The 22,035-nt window shown below is 44.7% G+C and carries 16 protein-coding genes; 10 read left to right on the forward strand and 6 right to left on the reverse strand.

Annotated elements, in window-relative coordinates; genetic code table 11:
* Window positions 1-93: 93 nt before the first annotated feature.
* Together treY and treZ are read right to left on the reverse strand one after the other, a co-directional pair.
* Window positions 94-2,898 carry a malto-oligosyltrehalose synthase gene (gene treY / locus RIC07_RS06215; protein ID WP_446393790.1) on the reverse strand — a complete coding sequence of 935 codons (2,805 nt, stop codon included), beginning with the start codon at window positions 2,896-2,898 and terminating at the stop codon, window positions 94-96.
* A 407-nt stretch (window positions 2,899-3,305) separates the two neighbouring features.
* On the reverse strand, window positions 3,306-5,117 hold the full coding sequence (treZ, locus tag RIC07_RS06220; protein ID WP_446393759.1) for a malto-oligosyltrehalose trehalohydrolase: 1,812 nt from the start codon (window positions 5,115-5,117) through the stop codon (window positions 3,306-3,308).
* 629 nt (window positions 5,118-5,746) lie between these two features.
* On the opposite strand from treZ, the gene psbQ reads away from it, so the two are divergent.
* The 4 genes from psbQ (at window position 5,747) to RIC07_RS06240 (ending at window position 9,119) form a co-directional block, all read left to right on the forward strand.
* On the forward strand, window positions 5,747-6,220 hold the full coding sequence (gene psbQ / locus RIC07_RS06225; protein ID WP_446393760.1) for a photosystem II protein PsbQ: 474 nt from the start codon (window positions 5,747-5,749) through the stop codon (window positions 6,218-6,220).
* The gene (locus RIC07_RS06230) at window positions 6,221-7,339 is read left to right on the forward strand and encodes an NAD(P)/FAD-dependent oxidoreductase (RefSeq protein WP_446393761.1); all 1,119 of its coding nucleotides are present in this window, start codon (window positions 6,221-6,223) and stop codon (window positions 7,337-7,339) included.
* A gap of 71 nt (window positions 7,340-7,410) precedes the next feature.
* Window positions 7,411-8,307 (forward strand): hypothetical protein, encoded by an 897-nt coding sequence (locus tag RIC07_RS06235; protein WP_446393762.1) that lies wholly within the window; start codon window positions 7,411-7,413, stop codon window positions 8,305-8,307.
* An 89-nt stretch (window positions 8,308-8,396) separates the two neighbouring features.
* The gene (locus RIC07_RS06240; RefSeq protein ID WP_446393763.1) at window positions 8,397-9,119 is read left to right on the forward strand and encodes a hypothetical protein; all 723 of its coding nucleotides are present in this window, start codon (window positions 8,397-8,399) and stop codon (window positions 9,117-9,119) included.
* A gap of 9 nt (window positions 9,120-9,128) precedes the next feature.
* On the opposite strand, the gene RIC07_RS06245 is transcribed toward RIC07_RS06240, so the two are convergent.
* The 3 genes from RIC07_RS06245 to RIC07_RS06255 form a co-directional block, all read right to left on the reverse strand.
* Complete coding sequence (locus tag RIC07_RS06245; protein WP_446393764.1) at window positions 9,129-9,509, reverse strand: sensor histidine kinase; 381 nt, start codon at window positions 9,507-9,509, stop codon at window positions 9,129-9,131.
* Between the two features lie 35 nt (window positions 9,510-9,544).
* On the reverse strand, window positions 9,545-10,567 hold the full coding sequence (locus RIC07_RS06250; RefSeq protein WP_446393765.1) for a hypothetical protein: 1,023 nt from the start codon (window positions 10,565-10,567) through the stop codon (window positions 9,545-9,547).
* Window positions 10,568-10,878: 311 nt separating this feature from the next.
* Window positions 10,879-11,079 (reverse strand): hypothetical protein, encoded by a 201-nt coding sequence (locus RIC07_RS06255; RefSeq protein ID WP_446393766.1) that lies wholly within the window; start codon window positions 11,077-11,079, stop codon window positions 10,879-10,881.
* Window positions 11,080-11,237: 158 nt separating this feature from the next.
* Here RIC07_RS06255 and RIC07_RS06260 point away from each other — a divergent pair, with 158 nt between their 5' ends.
* The 5 genes from RIC07_RS06260 (at window position 11,238) to RIC07_RS06280 (ending at window position 14,691) form a co-directional block, all read left to right on the forward strand.
* On the forward strand, window positions 11,238-11,396 hold the full coding sequence (locus RIC07_RS06260) for a hypothetical protein (protein ID WP_446393767.1): 159 nt from the start codon (window positions 11,238-11,240) through the stop codon (window positions 11,394-11,396).
* Window positions 11,384-12,274 carry a ParA family protein gene (locus tag RIC07_RS06265; protein ID WP_446393768.1) on the forward strand — a complete coding sequence of 297 codons (891 nt, stop codon included), beginning with the start codon at window positions 11,384-11,386 and terminating at the stop codon, window positions 12,272-12,274. Before RIC07_RS06260 ends, RIC07_RS06265 begins: the two co-directional genes overlap by 13 nt.
* A gap of 15 nt (window positions 12,275-12,289) precedes the next feature.
* Window positions 12,290-12,691, forward strand: coding sequence for a hypothetical protein (locus RIC07_RS06270; RefSeq protein ID WP_446393769.1), 402 nt, complete (start codon window positions 12,290-12,292; stop codon window positions 12,689-12,691).
* A gap of 158 nt (window positions 12,692-12,849) precedes the next feature.
* Window positions 12,850-13,833 carry a porphobilinogen synthase gene (gene hemB, locus RIC07_RS06275; RefSeq protein ID WP_446393770.1) on the forward strand — a complete coding sequence of 328 codons (984 nt, stop codon included), beginning with the start codon at window positions 12,850-12,852 and terminating at the stop codon, window positions 13,831-13,833.
* A 213-nt stretch (window positions 13,834-14,046) separates the two neighbouring features.
* On the forward strand, window positions 14,047-14,691 hold the full coding sequence (locus tag RIC07_RS06280) for a Uma2 family endonuclease (protein WP_446393771.1): 645 nt from the start codon (window positions 14,047-14,049) through the stop codon (window positions 14,689-14,691).
* 10 nt (window positions 14,692-14,701) lie between these two features.
* Here the strand turns inward: RIC07_RS06280 and RIC07_RS06285 are convergent, their stop codons facing one another.
* Entirely contained in the window at window positions 14,702-16,489 is a 1,788-nt protein-coding gene (locus RIC07_RS06285; protein ID WP_446393772.1) for a serine/threonine protein kinase, read from the reverse strand.
* Between the two features lie 740 nt (window positions 16,490-17,229).
* Between RIC07_RS06285 and RIC07_RS06290 the strand changes: the two genes are divergently transcribed.
* The gene (locus RIC07_RS06290) at window positions 17,230-21,984 is read left to right on the forward strand and encodes a PA14 domain-containing protein (protein WP_446393773.1); all 4,755 of its coding nucleotides are present in this window, start codon (window positions 17,230-17,232) and stop codon (window positions 21,982-21,984) included.
* Window positions 21,985-22,035 lie beyond the last annotated feature (51 nt).

Below are 22,035 nucleotides of genomic sequence, written 5' to 3' on the forward strand. Positions count from 1 at the left end.
TCTCTAAGATTTTCCCCATACCCCACACCCCATACCCCACACCCTGCCTACCTTTGACGCGAGCTTGTCGCCCCTACAGTGTTTATCTATTAATCATTCCTGCTGATTTTGATTCACCAATAACGCCACCGGAAAATCACTGAGAACATCTCGAATCCACAGGGTATCGTCCCCCTTAATTTCCCGTCCCGTCATCACATCCCGCCACATAGAGGACGAACTAGAGGGTAAAGAAATCCGGGTTTCTTGCCAAACTTGTTCACCCATGGGATATTCGTCTGGCTTAACCAAACCTGTTAACAGCCGAGGGACAATGACAATCACGGTTGTATGATCCCAGGTTCGGGCAAACGTGACTACATGATCCTTCAAACTACCAATAACAGTCAGTTTCTGGTAATCACCCCGTTGGAATAACTCTAAATACTCGCGCCGAGTTTTTAGGGCTTGATAGATGACGAATAACTTAATTCGACCGTCTTCTGGACTCTGACAAAGTTCCTGAACTAAACCCAACTTATCCGTTTCGTAGCGCTGCTTCAAGTCTTGAACTAACGCCAGCCGCTGTTCAAAATCTACCGGACGACGATTATCGGGATCAACTAAACTTAAATCCCACAGTTCCGTTCCTTGGTAAAAATCAGGAACCCCCGGAGATGTCAGTTTCAACAAGGCTTGGGAGAGACTATTAAAAATGCCGTAATGTTGGATTTTACGTTGAAAGGGTAGAAACGCTTCTAAAAAGGGATTGTCATTGGGATCTTTGAGTAAGCGTTCAGCAAACCGAATAAACCCTTCTTCATAGTGGGTATCCGGTCTCAACCAAGCGGTATGAACTTTGGCTTCTCGGATTGCCTTGATAATATAGTCTTTGATCCGCTGCACATAAGTAGGGAACTCCGTTTCATCAAAGGGAAAGGTTCCCAGCAAGGTTTGGTAAAGAAAATATTCGTCGTTGGGATCAGGAATATCTAACCCATCAATACAATCCTTGTGAACCGCATTTATTTCCTGCCATTTTCTCAACATACTATCCCACTCGCCGGGGATTTCGGAAATGACATTAATTCTGGCTCTTACATCTTCACCCCGTTTTGTATCATGGGTTGCTGTTGTATTGATTGTATGGGGCCAATAAGCGATGCGGTGTTGGTTAAAGTCATGAAAGTTGTCTAAGGAAACGCCAAACTCACCCGGATTACCACCCACTTCATTAAGAGAGATGAGACGGTTGTAAATATAGAACGTCGTATCTTCTACTCCCTTAGCTGTCAGCGGTCCGGTAAACTGCTGTAGCCGCATGACAAAATAACGCCATTGTTCGGCTTCTTCGGGATTGAGTGACTCATCAACCTCTAGTAATAAAAACTTCTCAATAAACGTCAGTTCGTTAAAGAAAATCGGCGTATTTTCTTTGGCTTTGCTAATGACAGACTCAATACAATCTCGATCCGCTTTGCTCAAGCCTTCTGGACTTACATACGTTCGGTATACAGGAAACAGCGCCATAATTTCGACTAAAGCGGCTTTCAGTGCATAAATCGTAAAGTCACTGGCGTATCTGTATCGACCAGAAATTCGCTTGAGTAAATTGGCTAAATTATCGATATCGCCGGTCAAATGCTTGGCGATAATCAATCGCTTTTTGTCTTCCATTATGGCTTTATAGGATATGGAATTTCCGATAAAGCGATAGTAAACGCTGTCAAACTTAGGCTGAGTCTGCTGATGACAGAAAATACCATTAAGTTTGTTTAAGAAATCATACCCACTCGTCCCTTGTACGGGCCACGTTAGCGGCAAATCTTCATGCTCTTCCAAGATTTTCTCAACCACGATATACGCATCAGAGGCATGATCTCGCAAGCGATTCAAATATTGAGCCGGATCGTACAGTCCATCGATATGATCGATTCTCACGCCGCTAAATTTCTGTTCTTCAAGCAGCTTGAAGATCAAAGCATGATTGTGATTAAACACCTGCTCCTCTTCGATGCGAACGGAAATCAGGTCATTAACCGTAAAAAATCGCCGATAATTCAGTTCTTCATTCCCCACCTTCCAGTAAGCGAGGCGAAAAAACTGTTCAGCTAATAATTGCTCTAACAAGTCAAAGCTTTCGGGTTTTCCGGGTTCTCCATTAAAGAGTTGAATGTTTTCGTCAATGAACTCCCTGATCTCTACACTATCATTCCAGAGTTCCCACAACATTCTCTTAATGAAGCCAATCTGATCATAGCGTTCCGTTCCTTCTTCGCCAGAGGGAATATATTTTAACGCATAGAGAGCGCCCAGGAACTTGACAAAATCAGGATGATTCCTGCCTAATTTCCGGCGGATACGTGCCAAATCGTAGGTTAAGACATTGGAGTAGGATTCGATGCGAATGGGAAACTGTAGGTCATAGTAATTAATCGTAAAACCTTCTTGGTTATACTGGAGTTTGAGTTCACCACTTTCTAAGCAATCTCCACAGAATTTTCCTAAAAATGGCGCTAAGACTCGCTCCCGAATGCCCTCATAATGATGTTCCCAATTAATATCAAAGTAGTCTTTATATTGAGAATTAGGACCATTCTCTAAAACTTCGACCAGCATGGGGTTTTGACGATCAAAAGCCATGTGGTTCGGCACAATATCCTGAAGCCATCCTAACCCGTGCTTTTGCACCTCCTCAATTAGAGACTCAAACTTCTCCAATCCGCCGAGTTCTGGGTTTATTTGATTGGGATCAACCACATCGTAGCCATGAGTGCTACCGGCTCTGGCTTTAAAAATGGGGGATGCATAAAAGTCAGAAATTCCTAATTCTGCTAAGTAGGAAATAATGGCTTTTGCTGACTCAAAGGTAAACTCAGGATTAAATTGAATTCTATAGGTAGCGACTGGAATCCGCATCATAAGCTTTTAGAGGGGGTTAAAGAACTGACAGAGCGTTGGCTCTAAGAATCGATCTAAAAATGGCTTGTTAACAGTGGCGTTAAACCGTAGGATAGTTGCGTTGAACGTAATGCTTAAATCATAGCTTAACATTAGTTCATTATACAGGGATTGGCTCTGAGCAACACCAAGAGTACCGGACAGGAAGGCTCCAAGGCAGATGGTTTCCAGGAAAACGTACCTCAAGGGATAAAGGGGGTGACAAAAGCGAATTTGATATCAGCCACCAAGATTGACAAATCAAGCAATACATGCATTATCTCTAGGGAACACCTTATTTGTTGATAATGGTATGATTTCGACTGGGCTTACATCCCCTTTTGGGCGGATTACGCCTCTTTCTGACGACTGAACCGAGGCTAGTGTCACTGACAATATAAGGCAAAACTCAGAGGAGCAAGGGTTAAGGATTGTCCAGCTTGTAGCTGTTGGGAGAGTTGAGATCCCTCACCCATCCATTCTTTATCCGCCGAGTCAATCACTTTTGAGAAGTTCCCTGGGGGAATCTGAGGCGAAACCGTTGCTGCATCCTTAGCAAAGTTGATCAAGCCGAGGACTTGGCTATCTCCAGCCGTGCGATGAATAACGATAACCTTTTCGGGGGACAAGCTGGATACATTAAGATTCTGCCTGTCTAGTGTAGCTAAAGCTGGGGTTTCTTTGCGTAGCTGAATTAACCGTTTGTACCAGCGTCGCAATACGGCATATTTGTCTTGGTCAATCTTATCCCACTGCAATTTTGACTGCTCAAAGACTTTTGTCCCTTGGGGATCAGGTGCATTGTCCCAACCAAATGCCTTAAACTCTTCCGCCCTCCCGGTACGCACACCTTCAATTAAATCGGGATCACTGTGACTGACAAAATACTGAAACGGTGCATCTTCTCCATATTCTTCGCCCATAAATAGCATCGGGACATAAGGAGAAAGCAATACCGTCGCCGCCGCTACCTTCAACCCCTGAAAATCTACCAACGTGGATAAGCGATCGCCAATTAGTCGATTGCCAATTTGATCGTGGTTCTGGATACAAACAACAAACTGTTCCGCCGGGCGATCGGCGGCTGAATTGCCATGGTTGCGTTTGCGGAAGCTGGAATATTGTCCACTATAGATATAGCCTTCGCGCAGAGCAACTGCCAACTGCTCAATTTTGCCAAAATCTTCGTAATATCCCGATAGTTCGCCCGTTAACAGAGTGTGCAAGATGTGATGAAAGTCATCGCACCATTGAGCATCATGACCAAATCCCCCTTGTTCCCTGGGTTTAATCACGCGCACGTCATTGAGATCACTTTCGGCGATGACGTATCGTTGCACTGGCGTGGTGCGATTGAAATTAGCGACAGCATCCCCTAATTCTTGTAAAAAGGGTTGAGCGCTCATATCATAAATCGCGTGAACTGCATCAACGCGCAGGGCGTCAATGTGGTACTTATCTAGCCAGTACAGAGCATTCTGGATAAAGAAATTCCGAACCTGATTACTATAAGCACCATCAAAGTTAACCGCATTGCCCCAAGGGGTACGGTATTGATCCGTAAAGTAGGGACCATACGCCCACAAATAGTTGCCTTCGGGTCCTAAATGGTTATACACCACATCTAAAATGACTGCGATCCCCGCCTGGTGACAAGCATCCACGAGTTTTTTCAACCCCGCAGGTCCCCCATAGGAATCTTGCACACCATAGACATAAACCCCATCGTATCCCCAGTTGCGACTTCCGGGAAACTGCGCCACGGGCATAATTTCAATCGCGGTTATGCCTAAATCCTGGAGGTAACTCAAGCGAGGAATAATCGATTCAAAGGTTCCCTCTGGGGTAAATGTACCGACGTGGAGTTCGTAAATAATTAGGTCTTTGAGGGGAATTCCTTGCCAGGAATCATCCGTCCAGTCAAAGTGATGATCCACGACTTGAGAGGAACCATGGACTCCCTCAGGTTGGTAATGGGAGGCGGGATCAGGTCGTTCCAGTGATCCATCAAGTTGGTAAACGTAGAGGGTTCCTGGGTCAGCTTTTACCGTTTCCTGCCAATATCCCCATTCATCCTTTTGTAGGGGAATCACTTGATCGTGGGGAGAGACGATGTGAACCGCGACGCTGTCCCGAAACGGTGCCCAAACTCGGAATTCACATTGACCGTTACCCAGGTAGTTGCTGCCAATTTTCATATCACCCCTCTGTAAATGCATAGTCTGAGAAACTTGTCAAGGTTTTATCCGTGCGATCGCCCGACTTCGGAATCAGCCAACGGGCAACCCATCCGTACCTGATCAGATTACCCCACACGTTATGACTTTTAAATCTAACATCTGGCGTAATTTTACAGGGGTTTTGCCTTTTATTCCTTCTGGGAGCTTGACACTCCCTTAGCCGATGCAGATTAAAGAAGACAAGCCGGATGGACAATGCCAACCGTTTTCATTTGACCAGATGTATCGAAACGGTAAATCTTATGTAACGGTGAATTAGATTAGATTCCCGACGGCTTCAAAAACGCGGGGATCGGGTAGACGAAGACTGATATGGGAAAGGCGCCTGGGAGTCTTGCCGTGTTTCGACCCCAAGCGCCTTTTCCTTTTCCTCACACACACAACCTAAGTATACTCAATTTTTGGGAATTGTCCAGTCCCAAATCGGGGAGATGTTATTGGTGCCTTTAACTTAGCTTGTCACCCCTTCAGATTGGCAACACCCCCTATAATACGTCTAGTTAGGCTGAATTAGCGTTTGGGTTGAGCTATAACCCAATGTATTTGTTTGTCTATATCAAGATCAAGGATTGTATACGAGGAAACTCATGCTGATGAGAAGTTATCGCTCCATTCTGGCGTTGATACTGGCGCTGGTGACCACCTGTTTAGTAAGCTGCGGGAGTCCTGCGGCAACTGCACCGCCCCCAGCTTACACATCTCAGCAGGTTGAGCAGATTCAGCGCACGGTGTCTAACCTTTCGGAACTGCGCGAAAAAATGCCAGTTCTGAAAACGAAAATTGATAACCGTGATTGGGTCGATGTCAGCACTTATATTCATGGTCCATTGGGCAGCTTGCGGCGAACCATGAGTTATCTGACACGCCAATTGGTGCCCCAAGACCAAAAGGTAGCCAGTAAAGCGGCAGACGACTTGTTTGAACATTTGCAGCAAATCAACACTGCTGCTGAAAACCGCAACTATCAACTTGCTGCCAACAATTATCAAGAGGCGTTAATCGACTTTGATCGGTTCTTAAAGCTGATTCCGGATGCCAGTAATGTAGCTGGAGTTGCCTGAATGACTCATGTTGCCATCATTGGGTGTGGAATTGTTGGTGCCGCGATCGCCTACCAACTGAGTGGCGTTTCGGGGTTACAGGTGACTGTGCTGGATCGCCAACCCCCCGCCCAAGGGTCAACGGGGGCAGCATTGGGTGTCTTGATGGGTGTAATTAGTCAAAAGGTTAAGGGGAGAACATGGCAGTTGCGTCAAGCGAGTATGCAACGCTATGAAACCCTGATTCCGGAATTGGAAACGTTGACTGGGCATCACATTCCCTTTAACCGTCAAGGCATTCTAATGCTGGCGTTTGAAAACGACGATTTAGCCCGTTGGCAGAATTTAGTCAAAATTCGCCAATCCCAAGGATGGCAACTAGAAATTTGGAATACTGATCAGGTTCAATCCCACTGTCCTCAGCTTAATCTGGAGAATAGTATCGGTGCGATTTATTCTCCCAATGACCGACAAGTTGAACCCACCGCCCTTACTCACGCCCTAGTCGCTGCTGCCGAAAAGAGGGGCGTAACGTTTAAGTTTGGCGTTGGTGTGGAAGGAATAGAATCCATGCCTGTTAATGGTTCCAATCAGCGAATTTGTCAGCAAATTTACACCCAGACAGAAACCTTGGCAGTGGATTGGCTGGTAATTGCGGCGGGATTAGGTTCGGCACAATTGGTTCATTTTCTACTACCCCCACTTGATCATTCGTCTTCGATTAAGCTGAAACCCGTTCTCGGTCAAGCTTTACAATTACGCCTAGGGAATACAATTGGTCATCCAGATTTCCAGCCTGTGATTACAGGAAATGATGTGCATATTGTGCCAATTGGTGACGGTGATTATTGGGTAGGGGCGACGGTGGAGTTTCCTCATGGTGCTGAAGTGGTTGCCGAACCTGCGTTACTTGAACAGGTTAAGGAAGATGCGATCGCCTTTTGTCCGGCTTTAGCCGAAGCCACAGTGGTTCGTACTTGGTTTGGGAAACGTCCTCGTCCAGAAGGACAGCCCGCTCCGGTTATTGGTAAACTATCAGGTTATGATAATGTCTTGCTGGCAACGGGTCACTATCGCAACGGTGTTCTCCTTGCCCCAGTTACCGCCCAAGAGATTCAAGCAATAATCTGTGGCGTCTAAAACCTAGTGCAGCGCTTGGTTTATTTAAGATGACGGTGACTTGGTTTATTTAAGATGACGGTGAAGACGAAGTGTACCAACAAGAGCAAATTCAAGAGTTATTTGGAAAGCAAGTTCTCGATTATCTAAAAAACAAAAACAAAGGGGGAATAGTCAACGAAAAAGGTAATACTTATGAGAATTTATTTGCCTTATATAAAATATCGGCTTTGTCCAAAGATGTATTAGAAAATGAGAAAGAAATATTCTTTGCCAGTCAAATCATGGCATTTGTTGATGACTTAATTATTAACGACATCCAGGAAAATATTTATCAGCACTACCAGTTGAAAAATACTGCAAGTTTAAGATGGGGAAGTGGACTACGCTCAATTGCTGACGATTTTGCTAAACAATACAACTTAAATCAAGCTGTATCAAAGCAATCAGAAATGACGTTAGTTGTTTCCAATTCCCAACTCAGAGACAAGTTGGCAAATCAAATACCTCAGCAAATTGCTGAGTTTAGTAAAGTTGATTACTTTTACTTTGCCGCTAGCTTACCAAAAGTTCTTCAAGAAGAACAGGAGTTTAGCCAAGCTGTGGCATATCTTTGCGCTTTTGACAATCCTGAACCCGATAAAATTGAATGTGTAGCTAGTGTGATTCTAGGCGCTTGGCTTTCCAGCGATAAATCTAATGTCTCTCTTAGGGAAATCTTGGAAAAATCTCGACAATCGCAACCTTCTTATATTCGTTACTTTGGTAGCCAAGATGTGCAAATCGATCCAGAGGTAAAAAAAATTCTTGCTAAAATACAAGGGTTTACGTACAGCATATCTAAAGGTTTTTTGCAATGGCAATTTGCGAATGGATTGGAAGAAGGAACTTTGCCATACAGTATAGAAACTGAAAACTTTAGACGCTTTCAAGAACGAGTCAAGCAAAATCAACCAAGGATATTCGATGAACTTGAAATTTATTTTTAAAAAATTTAATTTTTAGAGTGAATATTTAGAGGGACGTAAAAATTATATAATTATTTACTTTTGATCATACAAACTAGGAGATGATTGGCATGGAATTTATAACCAAAATAAACTCAAGATACTATACAGAATTAGCCGATACGGAAACGAAAAAATTTCTCGATAAATTAGGAGATAAAAACACATCTCCTGAAGCCTATCGCTCAGTGATGTTTAAGCTAGGTGTAAAACTTGGCAATTCAATTTTAAAGTCTATTAATAGTCAAAGCAATGTATATCTAGCCTGTACCGTTGAAGATGCGGATTTTTTAGCCAAAGGAATTCTTACGAGTTTAGAACCTAAAGTTTCAAAACTTGCCTTCGCTTGTTTTTGGAATCAAAGATTTTCCCCCTTTGAGATAAACGAGTTAAAAGTTGCTCCGATACTCAAAAAGTATCAAGAGCCTGTTAATAATGATATCGTTCAGTATTTAATCGTGATTAAGTCCATTATCTCTGGTGCTTGTGTCGTGAGGACAAATCTAACTAATCTAATTCAAAAAATTGAACCCGAAAAAATACTTATTGCTGCACCAGTAATTTATAAAACAGCAGAAGAAAAGTTAAGGAGTGAATTCAACAAGGATATTTACAGTAAATTTGAGTTTTTCTACTTTGCTAAAGATTCCACGCGAGATGATAAAGGTATAGTTCTACCTGGTATTGGTGGTAGTGTGTATGAGCGGCTAGGTTTTGAAGGTCAAGATGAAAAGAATAGATATATTCCTGAAATCGTTAAATCTCGACGTCACAAGCTTGTTCAAAAAATTTAGAATAGTTGTTTAAGTCTGGCTAGGTTTAGAATTCAGGGGAATCTCTACAATAAAGGAAGTTCCTTGTCCTGGATGAGAAACGCATCGGAGTTGACCGCCATGTTTTTCCACCACAATCTTATAACTAATTGACAGTCCTAATCCCGTTCCTTTTCCCACAGGCTTGGTAGTAAAAAATGGGTCAAATATATGCTCAAGAACATCTTGACTTATACCAGAACCATTGTCCCCAATCTGAATCACTGCCCCATCAGTCGCTTTTTCCGTTGAACTCAAAGATTGAATAGGTTGAGTTTGCGTGCGAATCACAATCTGTGGCTCTTTGAGAGGGGTATCCGTTTGAGTCGCGGCGTCTGATAAAGCGTCAATCGCATTAGCCAGCAAATTCATAAATACTTGATTTAAAAGGCTAGAATAACAGATCACTAACGGCAGTAGTTGGGATAATCAACGGCTGTCAGTTCAGTTCCTTCACTATGTTGGCGGCTACTGAGTTCAAACAGATCAAAGCATTGAAGCTGAGTTTGGTTCGAGTCAAACAGCCAGACACTCACCCGTTCAATATGAAGGGTTTGAGCGGTTGCTTCTGTGATGGCTTGGAACGCTTCTTGTAAGTTTCCCTGATGCAATGCCTTGTTTTTAGCCAGTGCCATTAACACGCGGTTTTGATGGTGCAATTTGTTGACACGCTGTTGTAGTTCTTGATGGGACTCAGCTAAGTTGGCTTGGGTCGATGACAGTTGGGTGTACTGATTTGGTAGAAGGAGATGGGCTTGTCTGGCAATCAACCACACAACCCCATAAAGTAAGGTAAAAATGGTAACGGTGGCTAATATAATTGTCCTCTGGGTGCGTTGAATACGCTGAACTAAGGGAGTCTCATCCGTATAAAGTTCAAACACACCTGTGATTGGCTTACTGGCATTCTCAAATTGGATGGGAATGTAGCTGGAAAAAAGTTGGCGGTCTGTAATTTTTCCGTTAATTGTCTGAAACTCTTGGTGCTGATTATGTAATGTTAAGGTTTGACCGTTACGTGCAATGAAAAAGTCTTGGCTATTGGTTATTTTGCCAATCTCAGAGGGTTCCGTAGAAAAAATGGTGCGCCCTTGGTGGTCAAAAAGTTTGACTTTAACCACGGATAGACCTTTTATCTCATTGATAACGGTGTGATGAAGTCTAGATATTTCCTCCGACGAGAGCAATTGCTCATCACTCAGTTTTTCGGCTGATTGCAACAAGAAAGCTAAATCTGAACCCCAGGCATTAGCAAACACTTGGGTTAACGCCGCATTGTTACTCTCTCCCATCACGACCAAATCGCCATGAACTTTTTGATGGTAAATGAGGCTGATAAAAACTGTGGCTAAAACAAAAGCGATTAAACTGATAATTGAAAAAGAACGGAGACGGTTTAACATTTCATAAAATAGTGGAGATTTCACCAAAATATTTCAGATATTATAGCATAGGTAGAAAAAACCTCTAGTACATTCTTTGGTCGTGACATCACCCAAATTAAATACAACTAATATCGGCAGCAAATATTCCGGAAAATCATTATCCTTGAATGTTAAAATCACTTAATTAATTCCTCTTTTTTTTGCTAATTTTCATCAAGTTTTTCTATTACCATCCAGCAAATGGAGGTAAATTATAGCTATTTAAATAACTTAATTACACGAATGAACTATTCCTTAACTAAAAAAAAATGATGCCTGGTAATATTTGGATAAACCTGGCGTTGTCTAGGTTTTGATCACCCTACACCAGGTAGTACCAACGCCTGTGCAACGGCTGTACCTAGCAAGCCGCCGATCATTGAATTGGTTGGGTTAGCCATAACAGGTAAGGAGAGGATTAGATTGGGCGCGATCGCAACATTGGTTCTGACGGTAACCTTTCTTCTCCTATCCCTGACAGGAACAGGGTTTGCCGCTATCTGGTGGCTTGTAACCATGGCGTACTCTTATCGGAGCTTGTTACCTTGGAGAGTAGCAGGGTGATTAGCACTACCATACGATACGCTTATCAGCAGTAACAGGCTATCCCTTGATCCTACCAATGTAATCGGGTGAGCCTGAGAATTAGTGTAAATTGGCAGGACGTGTCTTCCCAATGACGAATAATAATCTTTCGCTTGATTCTCTACTACCAAACGTGACGCGATCGCGACCCATGAACCTACTCAAGTCTTCTAGGCAAAGACAAGTCTTCATTCAACAACTGTTCACCCTAATCAATCTAGAGATTGGAGTAGATTTGTGGCAATTGTAATTTCATTTATTAACTTGAAGGGAGGTGTGGGTAAAACAACAACCACCGTCGCCGTTGCTGAGATGCTGGCTGGGGTATTCCATCGCAAAGTTTTGGTTATCGACCTTGATCCGCAAACCAATGCCACATTAATGCTGATTGGCGAAGAACGATGGGAGGAACTCAATGAAAATCATCACACCTTAGCCCAACTATTTCTGGATGCGATCGCGCCAGAACATCCTAAGTTTCATCTCCAGAAAACGTTGCAAAAGCAAGTCTCTAATGTTAAAGACTTAACCAGCTTAGACTTGCTTCCGTCTAGTTTAGATCTAATCAATGTGCAAGATAGGCTAGCGACTATTCCCGCTGGACGCTTTTATGCCGCCAGTCCGATTAACATTTTGCGGCGCGGAATTCGCGCCATGATTGAACCCTATGATTACATTCTCATCGATTGCCCACCTAATTTAGGTATTGTGACACTCAATGGGTTACGAATTTCCCATGGTTATATCATTCCCACCATTCCGGATATTCTCTCAACCTATGGAATTCCCCAAATCACCAAAACCATTCATGAGTTTTCCGAAACCATCGCTGAACCCATTATTCCTTTAGGGATTGTCATCTGTAAATATAATGCCGGAATGACTCTGCACGATCGCGTAATTAAGGATTTACGTCGATACAGTAAAGATGCCCGTGTCTTTGAAACCCAAATTCCGCACAAACAACAAATTGCTGAAACCGTTGAATTCAATCATCCCTATAAGTTTTCAACCTTGCGACAAAAATGGGGATATGCGGGTCAGTTTGAACAATATCTCAATTTAGCCAAAGAGATCAGAATGGCGGCGAGTCACATTATCAAAGATAAGCCGTCTCACTCCAGTTGAACTTGGAGAAATTGAATGAGCCTTGACAAACTTACAGCCTTGATCAAACTCCTGGAAGAAATACTTCCCGATACCCAAGCTACTCTGACCAAATACCAACATGATCCCGACTTTGCCCAAGAGATTGATTCCTTATTTCAAATCTTATCGACAAAAAAGCCTTCTCCCGCGAAAAAGCGCCGCACTCGCCGACGTACCAGTGTTTTTGATCCGGTTGAACTCTATCACCAAAAAGGAGAGAAACACTTACGCGAACAGTTACAGCACCTTGAGGTTGAACAACTCAAAGATATGATTGCTGAACACGGGATGGATTCTAGTCGGCGGGCAATGCGCTGGAAGAAACGCGATCGCCTGATGGAGTTGATCGTCCAAACTGCTAGCTGTCGCGCCCGTAAAGGCGATGCCTTTCGGTGAGAGAGAGCGATAGACGGAATGTTTGATGCGTCAAGCGCTAAAGCGCTCACTACGAACGGCGCGATCGCGATGATGGCTATCCTGAGGGGACGTCTCGTTCTAAAATAGTTCTCTGGTCTAAAAATTGTCAGTTAATCCGTCTTTTCAAATCTTAACCTATGTTTCCCATTCATCGTCCTCGCCGTCTCCGCCAAACCACCCAGTTGCGTCGCATGGTGCGTGAAAATGTGGTCACAACCAGCGATCTCATCTACCCTTTGTTTGCTGTACCCGGTGAGGGAATCGCTCAAGAGGTCAAATCTATGCCGGGAGTCTACCAGTTATCGGTGGATAAAATCGTGGCAGAGGCAAAGGAAGTTTACGATCTGGGGATTCCGTCGATTATTTTATTCGGTATCCCGGATAACAAAGATGTGGAAGCCACGGGCGCATGGCATGATTGTGGAATTGTCCAGAAAGCCGCCACAGCCGTTAAAGAAGCCGTACCCGAATTAGTGATTATTGCCGATACCTGTTTGTGTGAATACACCAGTCATGGACATTGTGGGTATCTGGAAGTCGGTGATTTAAGCGGACGGGTTCTCAATGATCCTACCTTAGAACTGTTGAAGAAAACTGCTGTCTCTCAAGCCAAAGCTGGGGCGGATATTATTGCCCCATCCGGGATGATGGATGGCTTTGTCCAAGCAATTCGCACAGGATTAGATGAAGCTGGATTCCAAGATACGCCGATTCTGTCTTATGCGGCGAAGTATGCCTCTGCCTATTATGGTCCGTTTCGGGATGCAGCCGAATCACCACCACAATTTGGCGATCGCTCTACCTATCAAATGGACCCCGCTAATAGCCGGGAAGCCATCAAGGAAATAGAACTGGATATTGCTGAAGGGGCAGATATGCTAATGATTAAGCCCGCGTTAGCGTATATGGATATTATCTGGCGGGTGAAGGAAGCTACAAATTTACCCGTTGCCGCGTACAATGTATCGGGTGAATATTCCATGGTGAAAGCCGCCGCCCTGAATGGCTGGATTGATGAACAGAAAGTGGTGATGGAAACATTAACCGGATTTAAGCGATCGGGCGCTGACTTGATTCTGACATATCATGCCAAAGATGCCGCCCGTTGGCTACAGGAGTGATTGGGTAATACCGAGTTGCGCTCAAACGTATACTTCGCACGGGAGTGAGTTTGTCATTGGAGAAAGGAGCGATAGCGGAGTGTTAGCGAAGCTTGGCGTTAGCCTAGAATCTCACCAGATGCTTCGCTGGACTCTGTTACGCTCTGCATTATAAAAGCTCAGTTTGTGACCGCCAACATTGGCTAAACTTGATGAAAGCGAGGAACACTCTTGATGACTGCCACCCTGATTCAAAGTCCAGATCGCGTTGTTTTACCTAATATTAGCTGGCAAACGTATCAGTCGTTAATTAGGGATTTTGAACAAGAACCAGCTATCCGTCTGACCTATGATCGCGGGATGTTAGAAATCAGAATGCCCTTAGATCCTCATGAAACTTACAAAAAACTTCTGGGACGGTTGGTTGAAGCAGCGACTGAAGAACTGGATATTGAAATTCGCAGCCTGGGTTCACGTACTTGCGATCGCGCAGATTTAGCCAGAGGATTAGAACCCGATCAGTGCTACTACATCCAGAATGAAGCGCTGGTTCGAGGAGTCGCTCAAATTGACTTAAATCAATTTCCACCTCCTGATTTAGCCCTAGAAATTGATATTACCAGTAGCTCAATCAATCGCCTGTCGATTTATGCAGCCTTGGGAGTACCAGAAGTCTGGCGTTACGACGGACAAATATTAACCATCCTGAGTTGGCAAAACGGCGAATACCTATCTCAAGACCGAAGTATCGCCTTACCTTTACTCAATGCTGAGAATCTGGTTAGATTCTTAGCCTTAAGAAACACAATTGGAGAAACCAAATTAGTCAAACAATTTCGTCAATGGTTGAAAGATAGCATGGCTGAGGCTGAAAGCTAGCTTGTACTTTTCACCGCCACCCCAACCAGCGCAACACAGGAACCAGCAGATAATAACTTACGCCTAACCAAAATCCTATGGTAATACCGAGTAAACCAAAAAAACTAATGGTATTGATAAAATCTAACCAACTGCCATCAGAGAAGGAAAAGATATGAACTAATACCTCCAACGGTAAGATATTTAACCGAACTAAGCCGGAAAATATCACACCCGTACCCGCTGCGGCTACGGCGGCATGAACTAGGTAATGACTGGGCAAACCTAATCCTAACACCAAGGGAATAACTGCAATAGCTGTGACTAAACCCAGTAAGCGATCCGCGATCGCATAAGATAACGATACCTGTAAAAAATCCCCCAATCCGGTCAATTGTTTCCTAGCCAAAGCGGAGATCGACGCCTGCCAAATAAACCAACCCACACCATACCCAAAAATCCCGGTTATCCCAGCAATAATCCGCCGTTTCTGTTGACCGAATCCTCCCGCCTCCGTTAATCCCCACGCTGTTCCCATACCCGCACAAGCAAACATCAGGAGTTCCCGCCAGGGGATAATCTGAATTTCGGGAACGATGAGACTCCATTGTCCGATCATCCAAGCCGCAAAGCGATCGCCTACAATCGTCCAGTTAATCAAAGCAAATCCAGCAGAAGCGCCAAAGGCTGCACCGATTCCCGCCATCACCATTTCCCAGGTGGTATCTAAACAAGCCAGAACTATGCTGATAAAGACTCGCCACACCCAGCGCACTAAACTAACAATAATTTCAGCGCAGGTAATCAGAACTCGCAGAGAAATGTCCTTTACCGTTCCTGCGGCTTTAGCCAGTGCCTGCAATAATAATGAGGATGATGAAGAAGACGATTTTCTGTTAAAACGGCAACTGACAACCAAACGACGTTGAATCTCGGCGGCTTTAGTCGGTCGTTGTTGGGGATCAAGGCGAATCATACTATCGAGTAAGTTAGCTAAACCCCGACGGACTTGGGTGCGATCGCGCCAGTGAAATTCACCCGTCGCTGGATCTTGTAAATCCGCCAAATCTTGACCTGTGAGTAATTGAATCATGGTACGTCCTAAGGCATAAAAATCAGCCCTTGGTCCCACCACATCCCCCGCAATCTGTTCAGGGGGACTATAACCCGGAGAAATTAAGCGGGTGGAACGATTCTCTGTCCCCATAGCGATCGCGCCAATTTGTTTCGCGCCGCCAAAATCAATCGCCACCAGTTGACCGGTTTCCTCGCGCACCATTAAGTTCGAGGGTTTAATATCCCGGTGAATAATTCCCAAATCATGTAACTCCTGGAGAATATCAGCCGCTTGGTACAGCCAATTCATAATCAACATCTCCGGACACCCCTGGGGGTAACGGTTTAAGATCGCCTCCAGCGTCTGACCATTTATTTTTTCCATGACCAGACAAGGGAGTACACCCTGTTGGCAGGATCTCAGACGTACAGTAAAATAGGCATCAGACTCCACTTTAGGCACACCCGGATGGTTCAGACGTTGCAATACGGCTGCCTCTTGTTCAAATAGCTGCAACGCCTTGGGTGAGGTTTCCACCAAAAGTTTCAAGACTTTTTCCGTTTGATCCTGCTGATCCCAAACCGCATAAATCGCCGCAAATCCCCCTAAACCCAAACGCTGGAGAGGAACGTAGCGATTATGTAGCCGCAGCATCGATCCACAACTGCTACAAAACTTAAAGTCCCCAGATTGGGGATAAGGACGGGGGCAGTCAGGATTAATACAATAGACCGACTCGATAAATAACTGATGCACGATCACCAGCGATAGACGGTGCCTCTCGATTCTACACAACAAATTCCCCAGTCTTTTCAGTTATGGGGACTCAACGCCTTAATTACAATTAAATAGTCTTTGAATATATTTTTCTATTCTATCATGCCATGGAGCTTTCCATTTTAATGTATAAAAGCTTATAGCACTACGCTCTAAGGTGAGGACAAAAGAAGAAAAATTTAAATCGCTCAAGCCCTTGATGAGTCAGTGTTTTTCTTCACTATTGCCTATTGCAAGAAAGCCTAGCGCGTAGCGCTATAGTTATAGGCTTAGTTGAGTCCGGTAGCATACATTAACCCATCTACCTTTTTCGGGTAGGCGTCTCCCTTGCCCCGGAGGATGGGCAGGATACCCATCTCACCAGAAAAGAGTGTTTCTGCCAAAATAAGGATGCCTCCTAGCAGCTAGTCTTCACTTTTTTTCACAATAAGAGTCTATAATTTGCGTTTTTGGGCGACTCAAAGATAATAAACACCCCAAATATGAAAGGAATCTATATTATTGTCTATCGGTAGTATAAAGATTACGTATAGATTGTTTTACTTTACGAAAATCAAGAAAAATTAATGTTATTAATTTAAATAAGCAAATCGATTGTGAAGTTTAGATGAGTCATAGTCGATTTCAGTGTGTATGCCGATCCTTGTGGTCAGCGATCGCGAATAGCCATCGAACGATGACTGCTTTCTGGAAACCAACTGACTACACCGATTAATTCAAACGTTATGCCACTAGACACCAACCTATCTGAGACTGCCGATACGTCAATGATGAGCATGGAAAATAATGAAACTCTTCCTCATCAAGACCATCTAGACAAGCAAGCCGAACATCTAGAATTATTGGATTTAGTTCCCCATTCAGCAGCAACTCATGTCGCTGTAAACGATGGGTCTTGGTTTGATCCCAATACATGGCAGCAAGGTCAGATTCCTGGAACTGATGCTAAAGTCGTCATTGCTGAAGGTGTTCATGTCACCTACGATGCCGAGAGTGACACTCCTCTGAAAACCGTGCGTGTGGATGGAACATTGGAATTCGCCCACAACCGCAACACCAAAATCATCGTAGACACATTTATCGCATCACCGACAAGTACATTAACAATTGGCAGTGAAGCTAACCCGATTCAAGCCAACAAAACAGCCAGAATTGTCATTGCCGACAACGGAGAAATTGATAGCAATTGGGACTCTACACTAATTAGTCGCGGCGTTGTCACTCACGGTCAAGTTAGAATTCATGGTGCAGAAAAACTCGATTTTATATCGCTGCAAACAGACGCTTCAGTCGGTGATAATGAACTGGTGTTAAATCTGCCCGATGGCATGACTACACCTGCTGGCTGGCAAGTTGGGGATCAATTAGTCTTAGGCGGCACATCCTACAATCCCGACGGTTCGGATGAGGATAACAGTCGGTTTCAAGATGAAGTTTTAACCATCACCGAAATTAACGGCAACCGGATTCAATTTACCAACAACGACATTACCTCTGGCGATAATACTGTACTCCGATTTGACCACCATCGCCCCGAAGGATTTGAGGGCGAGGACTTAAACCTTTACATCGCTAATACCAGTCGCAACGTTATCTTCGAGACCGAAAACGCTGAAACCTTACCCACTCAGCAACGGGGTCATGTGATGTTCATGCACAACCCGGATGTCGAGGTACAAAATGCTGGATTCTACAACTTGGGACGGACGGATAAAAATAGGTTGATTGATGACCCAGGAGAAAATGTGGATGGTTCGCCCGGTTCTGGGACAAATCCCCGTGGGCGATATGCGTTCCATCTGCATCGTACTGGGGCTGAAGATATCAACAGTACACCCTCTCTAGTCAAAGGTAACGCCATTGTTGGTAGTCCGGGGTGGGGACTGGTGCATCATGACAGCCACGCCGTCTTGGAAGACAATGTGGTGTTTGATGTTGTTGGGTCTGGAATTGCCGCAGAAGCCGGAAATGAACTCGGTGCATGGCGCAATAACATTACCATCAAAACTACAGGCGATGACAATCCCAAAGCCACTTTTGATAATGAAGCCCGCGTTCCCCTGTTTGATATGGGCTTTAACGGCGAGGGGTACTGGGTGCAAGGGGCTGCCCAAGTGGAAATGGTAGACAATATTGCCATTAGCGCTGCGGGCGGTGGGATTAATGTCTTTAGCGGCGTGGATGGAATCTCTCGAGTCAGAGAGGCTGACACGATTGCGGTTGAGAATATGTCACCGGAACAACAACCCATCCTGTCTCAGGCGTCCTTTGATAATGACCCAGACACTCTCGATGTCACCAACGTACCCCTGCGCCGCCTATCCGGTTTCGAGAGTTATAACTCCGATATGGGGATAATCTTCTGGAACCATATGCGGAATAATGATGGTCAGTTAGGTTTCCAAGGTCCGAGTCTCAAAGAAGCCCATGATGTTCGCTCATTAGTGGATAATTTCAAACTCTGGAATATCTATGGTGAAGGCATCTTCACTCAGTACAGCAGCCAGATTGATTTCGTGGATGGGTTAATTGTAGGTGACCCCGATAACCCAGTTCCCTTCAAGAGAGGTATAAATGGCAATGGTCGTGGGTATGGTATTGGTCTGAATCCGCTTTCTCAAGACCTTCTGTTCAAAGATATCCGTGTCGAAGGGTTTGAACATGGGGTGAAGCTGCCATGGGAAGGTCCTAAGGACGGGGGTGTGCCGTTTCTGGGTTCGCGCATCGAAGACAGCTATTTGGCGAATAATACTCACAATCTATCCAAACAGAAAAGTTTTGGTGATTCGGAAACATTCCCCGATTACTTCGAGGTTATTAACACAACCTTTGACGTGTCGCCGACTAATATAGCGCCGGTAGCTGACTTCAACTACGAATCGGTTGGCAATCAAGGGGTGGTTTTGTTTGACGCCAGTGCGTCTTTCGACAGTGACCCACCGGATAAATTAGAACAGACGAATGAAGCGATCGCAAGTTACGGTTGGGATTTTGATAATGATGGGACTATTGACGAATTCGGTCGCCACGTCAATCACCAATTTGACCCAACAGGTTCTCCCAATGTCAGCCTGACGGTTTGGGATAGCCAAGGCGCAACCACCACGGTAACTCAACAGATTCAGGTATCCCCAACCGCCTATCCAAACCTCATTCTCGATAGCGACTTCAGCGATTCTGGTGAATTTGCTGGACCGAACTGGGGTATTGACCATAAACGAAATGGTCAAGGTTGGCAAGGAACGGGTTGGTCGCGTAATTCCAACATTGGTGATGGGGGTGCGGCGGTTTTCAATGCAGACTCGCGGGGGACAGGATTAGGACAAATTTTTCTGGACAACAGCCTGCGTCGGGGTCAGCAAACCTTGAGCTTGGATATCAAGAATACAGAAGGAGATGACCGAGCCAACGAGATTACTGTGCGCCTCTGGGGAGTTGAGGGAGAATTTGACGGTGGGATTGGTTCTGATGGACCAGCCCAGGTTGGAGCAATTCCGATGAACCGAACCCTGTTACTCGAAGAAACAGTTGGGGGTTCTACCTTTGACTGGACAAACTTTGAGTGGGATGTAGACTTTGGCGATGGTCATCAATTTGTTGTTTTCAGCGTTAATTCAAGTCGGCATACTTCCGATAGTGATTTCATTGCTGTTGATAATGTGGTTCTGGATAGTCCGGCGATTAACCCTCCTCCCAGCAATGGTAACGGTACAGGGTTAACTGCCGAATATTACAATAACCGCGATTTTACCGACTTAGCCCTAACTCGCACCGATGAAACTGTGGACTTTAACTGGGGTTCGGGTTCACCGGATGCGGCGATAGACTCCAATACCTACTCGGTACGCTGGACGGGTTCAGTCGCACCCCTCCACTCAGAAACCTACGAATTCTTCACCAATTCTGATGATGGTGTACGCCTGTGGGTGGATGACCAACTACTGATTGACAATTGGACAAATCACGCCGCTACAGAAAATAGTGGCACAATTGACCTGCAAGCGGGTCAACAGTATGACATCCGCATGGATTACTACGAAAACTTTGGCAAATCAGTGGCACAATTGTTGTGGTCTAGTGAGAGTCAAAGTAAAGAGATTATTCCGGAATCTCAGCTTTATTCTCCTGCTGTTGATACAACGAGTACAGAGGTTAGTAGTAACAGTCAAAGTAAGGAGATTATTCCGGAATTTCAGCTTTATTCCCCTGCTGTTGATACAACGAGTACAGAGGTTAGTGGTAACGGTACAGGTTTAACTGCTGAATACTACAATAACCGCGATTTTACCGACTTAGCCCTAACTCGCACGGATGAAACTGTGGACTTTAACTGGGGTTCAGGTTCACCGGATGCGGCGATAGATTCCAATACTTACTCGGTACGCTGGACGGGTTCAGTCGCCCCCCTCCATTCAGAAACCTACGAATTCTTCACCAACTCGGATGATGGTGTACGCCTGTGGGTGGATGACCAACTACTGATTGACAATTGGACAAATCATGCGGCTACAGAAAATAGTGGCACAATTGACCTGCAAGCGGGTCAGCAGTATGACATCCGCATGGACTACTACGAAAACTTTGGCAAATCAGTGGCACAATTGTTGTGGTCTAGTGAGAGTCAAAGTAAAGAGATTATTCCGGAATCTCAGCTTGATTCCCCTGCTGTTGATACGCTCAGTCCAGATGTGAGTGGTAACGGTACAGGTTTAACTGCTGAATATTACAATAACCGCGATTTCACTGACTTAGCGCTAACTCGCACGGATGAAACTGTGGACTTTAACTGGGGTTCAGGTTCACCGGATGCGGCGATAGATTCCAATACTTACTCGGTACGCTGGACGGGGTTTGTGGAACCGCTGTATTCCGAAACCTATCAGTTCAAAACTTCTTCGGATGATGGGGTGCGATTGTGGGTAAATGACCAGCTACTGGTTGATAATTGGACAGACCATGGGGTTACCGATAATCGTGGCACAATTGACCTAGAGGCGGGACAACAGTACGAAATTCGCATGGAGTACTATGAAAACCGAGGAAAATCGGTAGCACAACTGGCTTGGTCGAGTGCGAGTCAATCGGAGGAGATTATCCCTCAAAGTCAGCTTTATGCGGCTAAGTCCAGTGATTTTTCAGTCAATGAAATGATGCAGAATACGGCTAGTTCTTTGACAACGGTTGCGTCGGGAGGTGACGAACTTTTAGGGACTACAGGTGTTGATGCTTTCGACAATGATGGACATTCGCATCTGCTTCTAACTGAAGACAATGGCAGTCAGGAGAGTTTTGATCCTGCAACTGAACAACTGACTTTAGCTAGTTATCAAGATGTATCAGACTCGGTTACTGCTAGTGAAGTGACGCCGATTAATCTGACAAACAGCATCGGTATCGGAGATCCTTTCACGAATGAAACTGTTGAATCTCTGATTGAAATGCCTCAAGCTGAACTGCTGACGGTTCCAACGCTTGTGTAATATCAGATTCGGTTCAGTCTACTGCTAGAATAGGGCACGGCAATGCCGTGC

Origin of the sequence: Coleofasciculus sp. E1-EBD-02, assembly GCF_040218245.1 — a bacterium.
Lineage (GTDB): Bacteria > Cyanobacteriota > Cyanobacteriia > Cyanobacteriales > Coleofasciculaceae > Coleofasciculus.

What these genes read in the sequence shown, in the direction of transcription:
- treZ (WP_446393759.1), bottom strand. Translation starts at nt 5,117, where the DNA reads ATGAAAATTGGCAGCAACTACCTGGGTAACGGTCAATGTGAATTCCGA.
- hemB (WP_446393770.1), top strand. Translation starts at nt 12,850, where the DNA reads ATGTTTCCCATTCATCGTCCTCGCCGTCTCCGCCAAACCACCCAGTTG.
- RIC07_RS06230 (WP_446393761.1), top strand. Translation starts at nt 6,221, where the DNA reads ATGACTCATGTTGCCATCATTGGGTGTGGAATTGTTGGTGCCGCGATC.
- psbQ (WP_446393760.1), top strand. Translation starts at nt 5,747, where the DNA reads ATGCTGATGAGAAGTTATCGCTCCATTCTGGCGTTGATACTGGCGCTG.
- RIC07_RS06270 (WP_446393769.1), top strand. Translation starts at nt 12,290, where the DNA reads ATGAGCCTTGACAAACTTACAGCCTTGATCAAACTCCTGGAAGAAATA.
- treY (WP_446393790.1), bottom strand. Translation starts at nt 2,898, where the DNA reads ATGCGGATTCCAGTCGCTACCTATAGAATTCAATTTAATCCTGAGTTT.
- RIC07_RS06280 (WP_446393771.1), top strand. Translation starts at nt 14,047, where the DNA reads ATGACTGCCACCCTGATTCAAAGTCCAGATCGCGTTGTTTTACCTAAT.
- RIC07_RS06240 (WP_446393763.1), top strand. Translation starts at nt 8,397, where the DNA reads ATGGAATTTATAACCAAAATAAACTCAAGATACTATACAGAATTAGCC.
- RIC07_RS06260 (WP_446393767.1), top strand. Translation starts at nt 11,238, where the DNA reads ATGACGAATAATAATCTTTCGCTTGATTCTCTACTACCAAACGTGACG.
- RIC07_RS06245 (WP_446393764.1), bottom strand. Translation starts at nt 9,509, where the DNA reads ATGAATTTGCTGGCTAATGCGATTGACGCTTTATCAGACGCCGCGACT.
- RIC07_RS06290 (WP_446393773.1), top strand. Translation starts at nt 17,230, where the DNA reads ATGCCACTAGACACCAACCTATCTGAGACTGCCGATACGTCAATGATG.
- RIC07_RS06255 (WP_446393766.1), bottom strand. Translation starts at nt 11,079, where the DNA reads ATGGTTACAAGCCACCAGATAGCGGCAAACCCTGTTCCTGTCAGGGAT.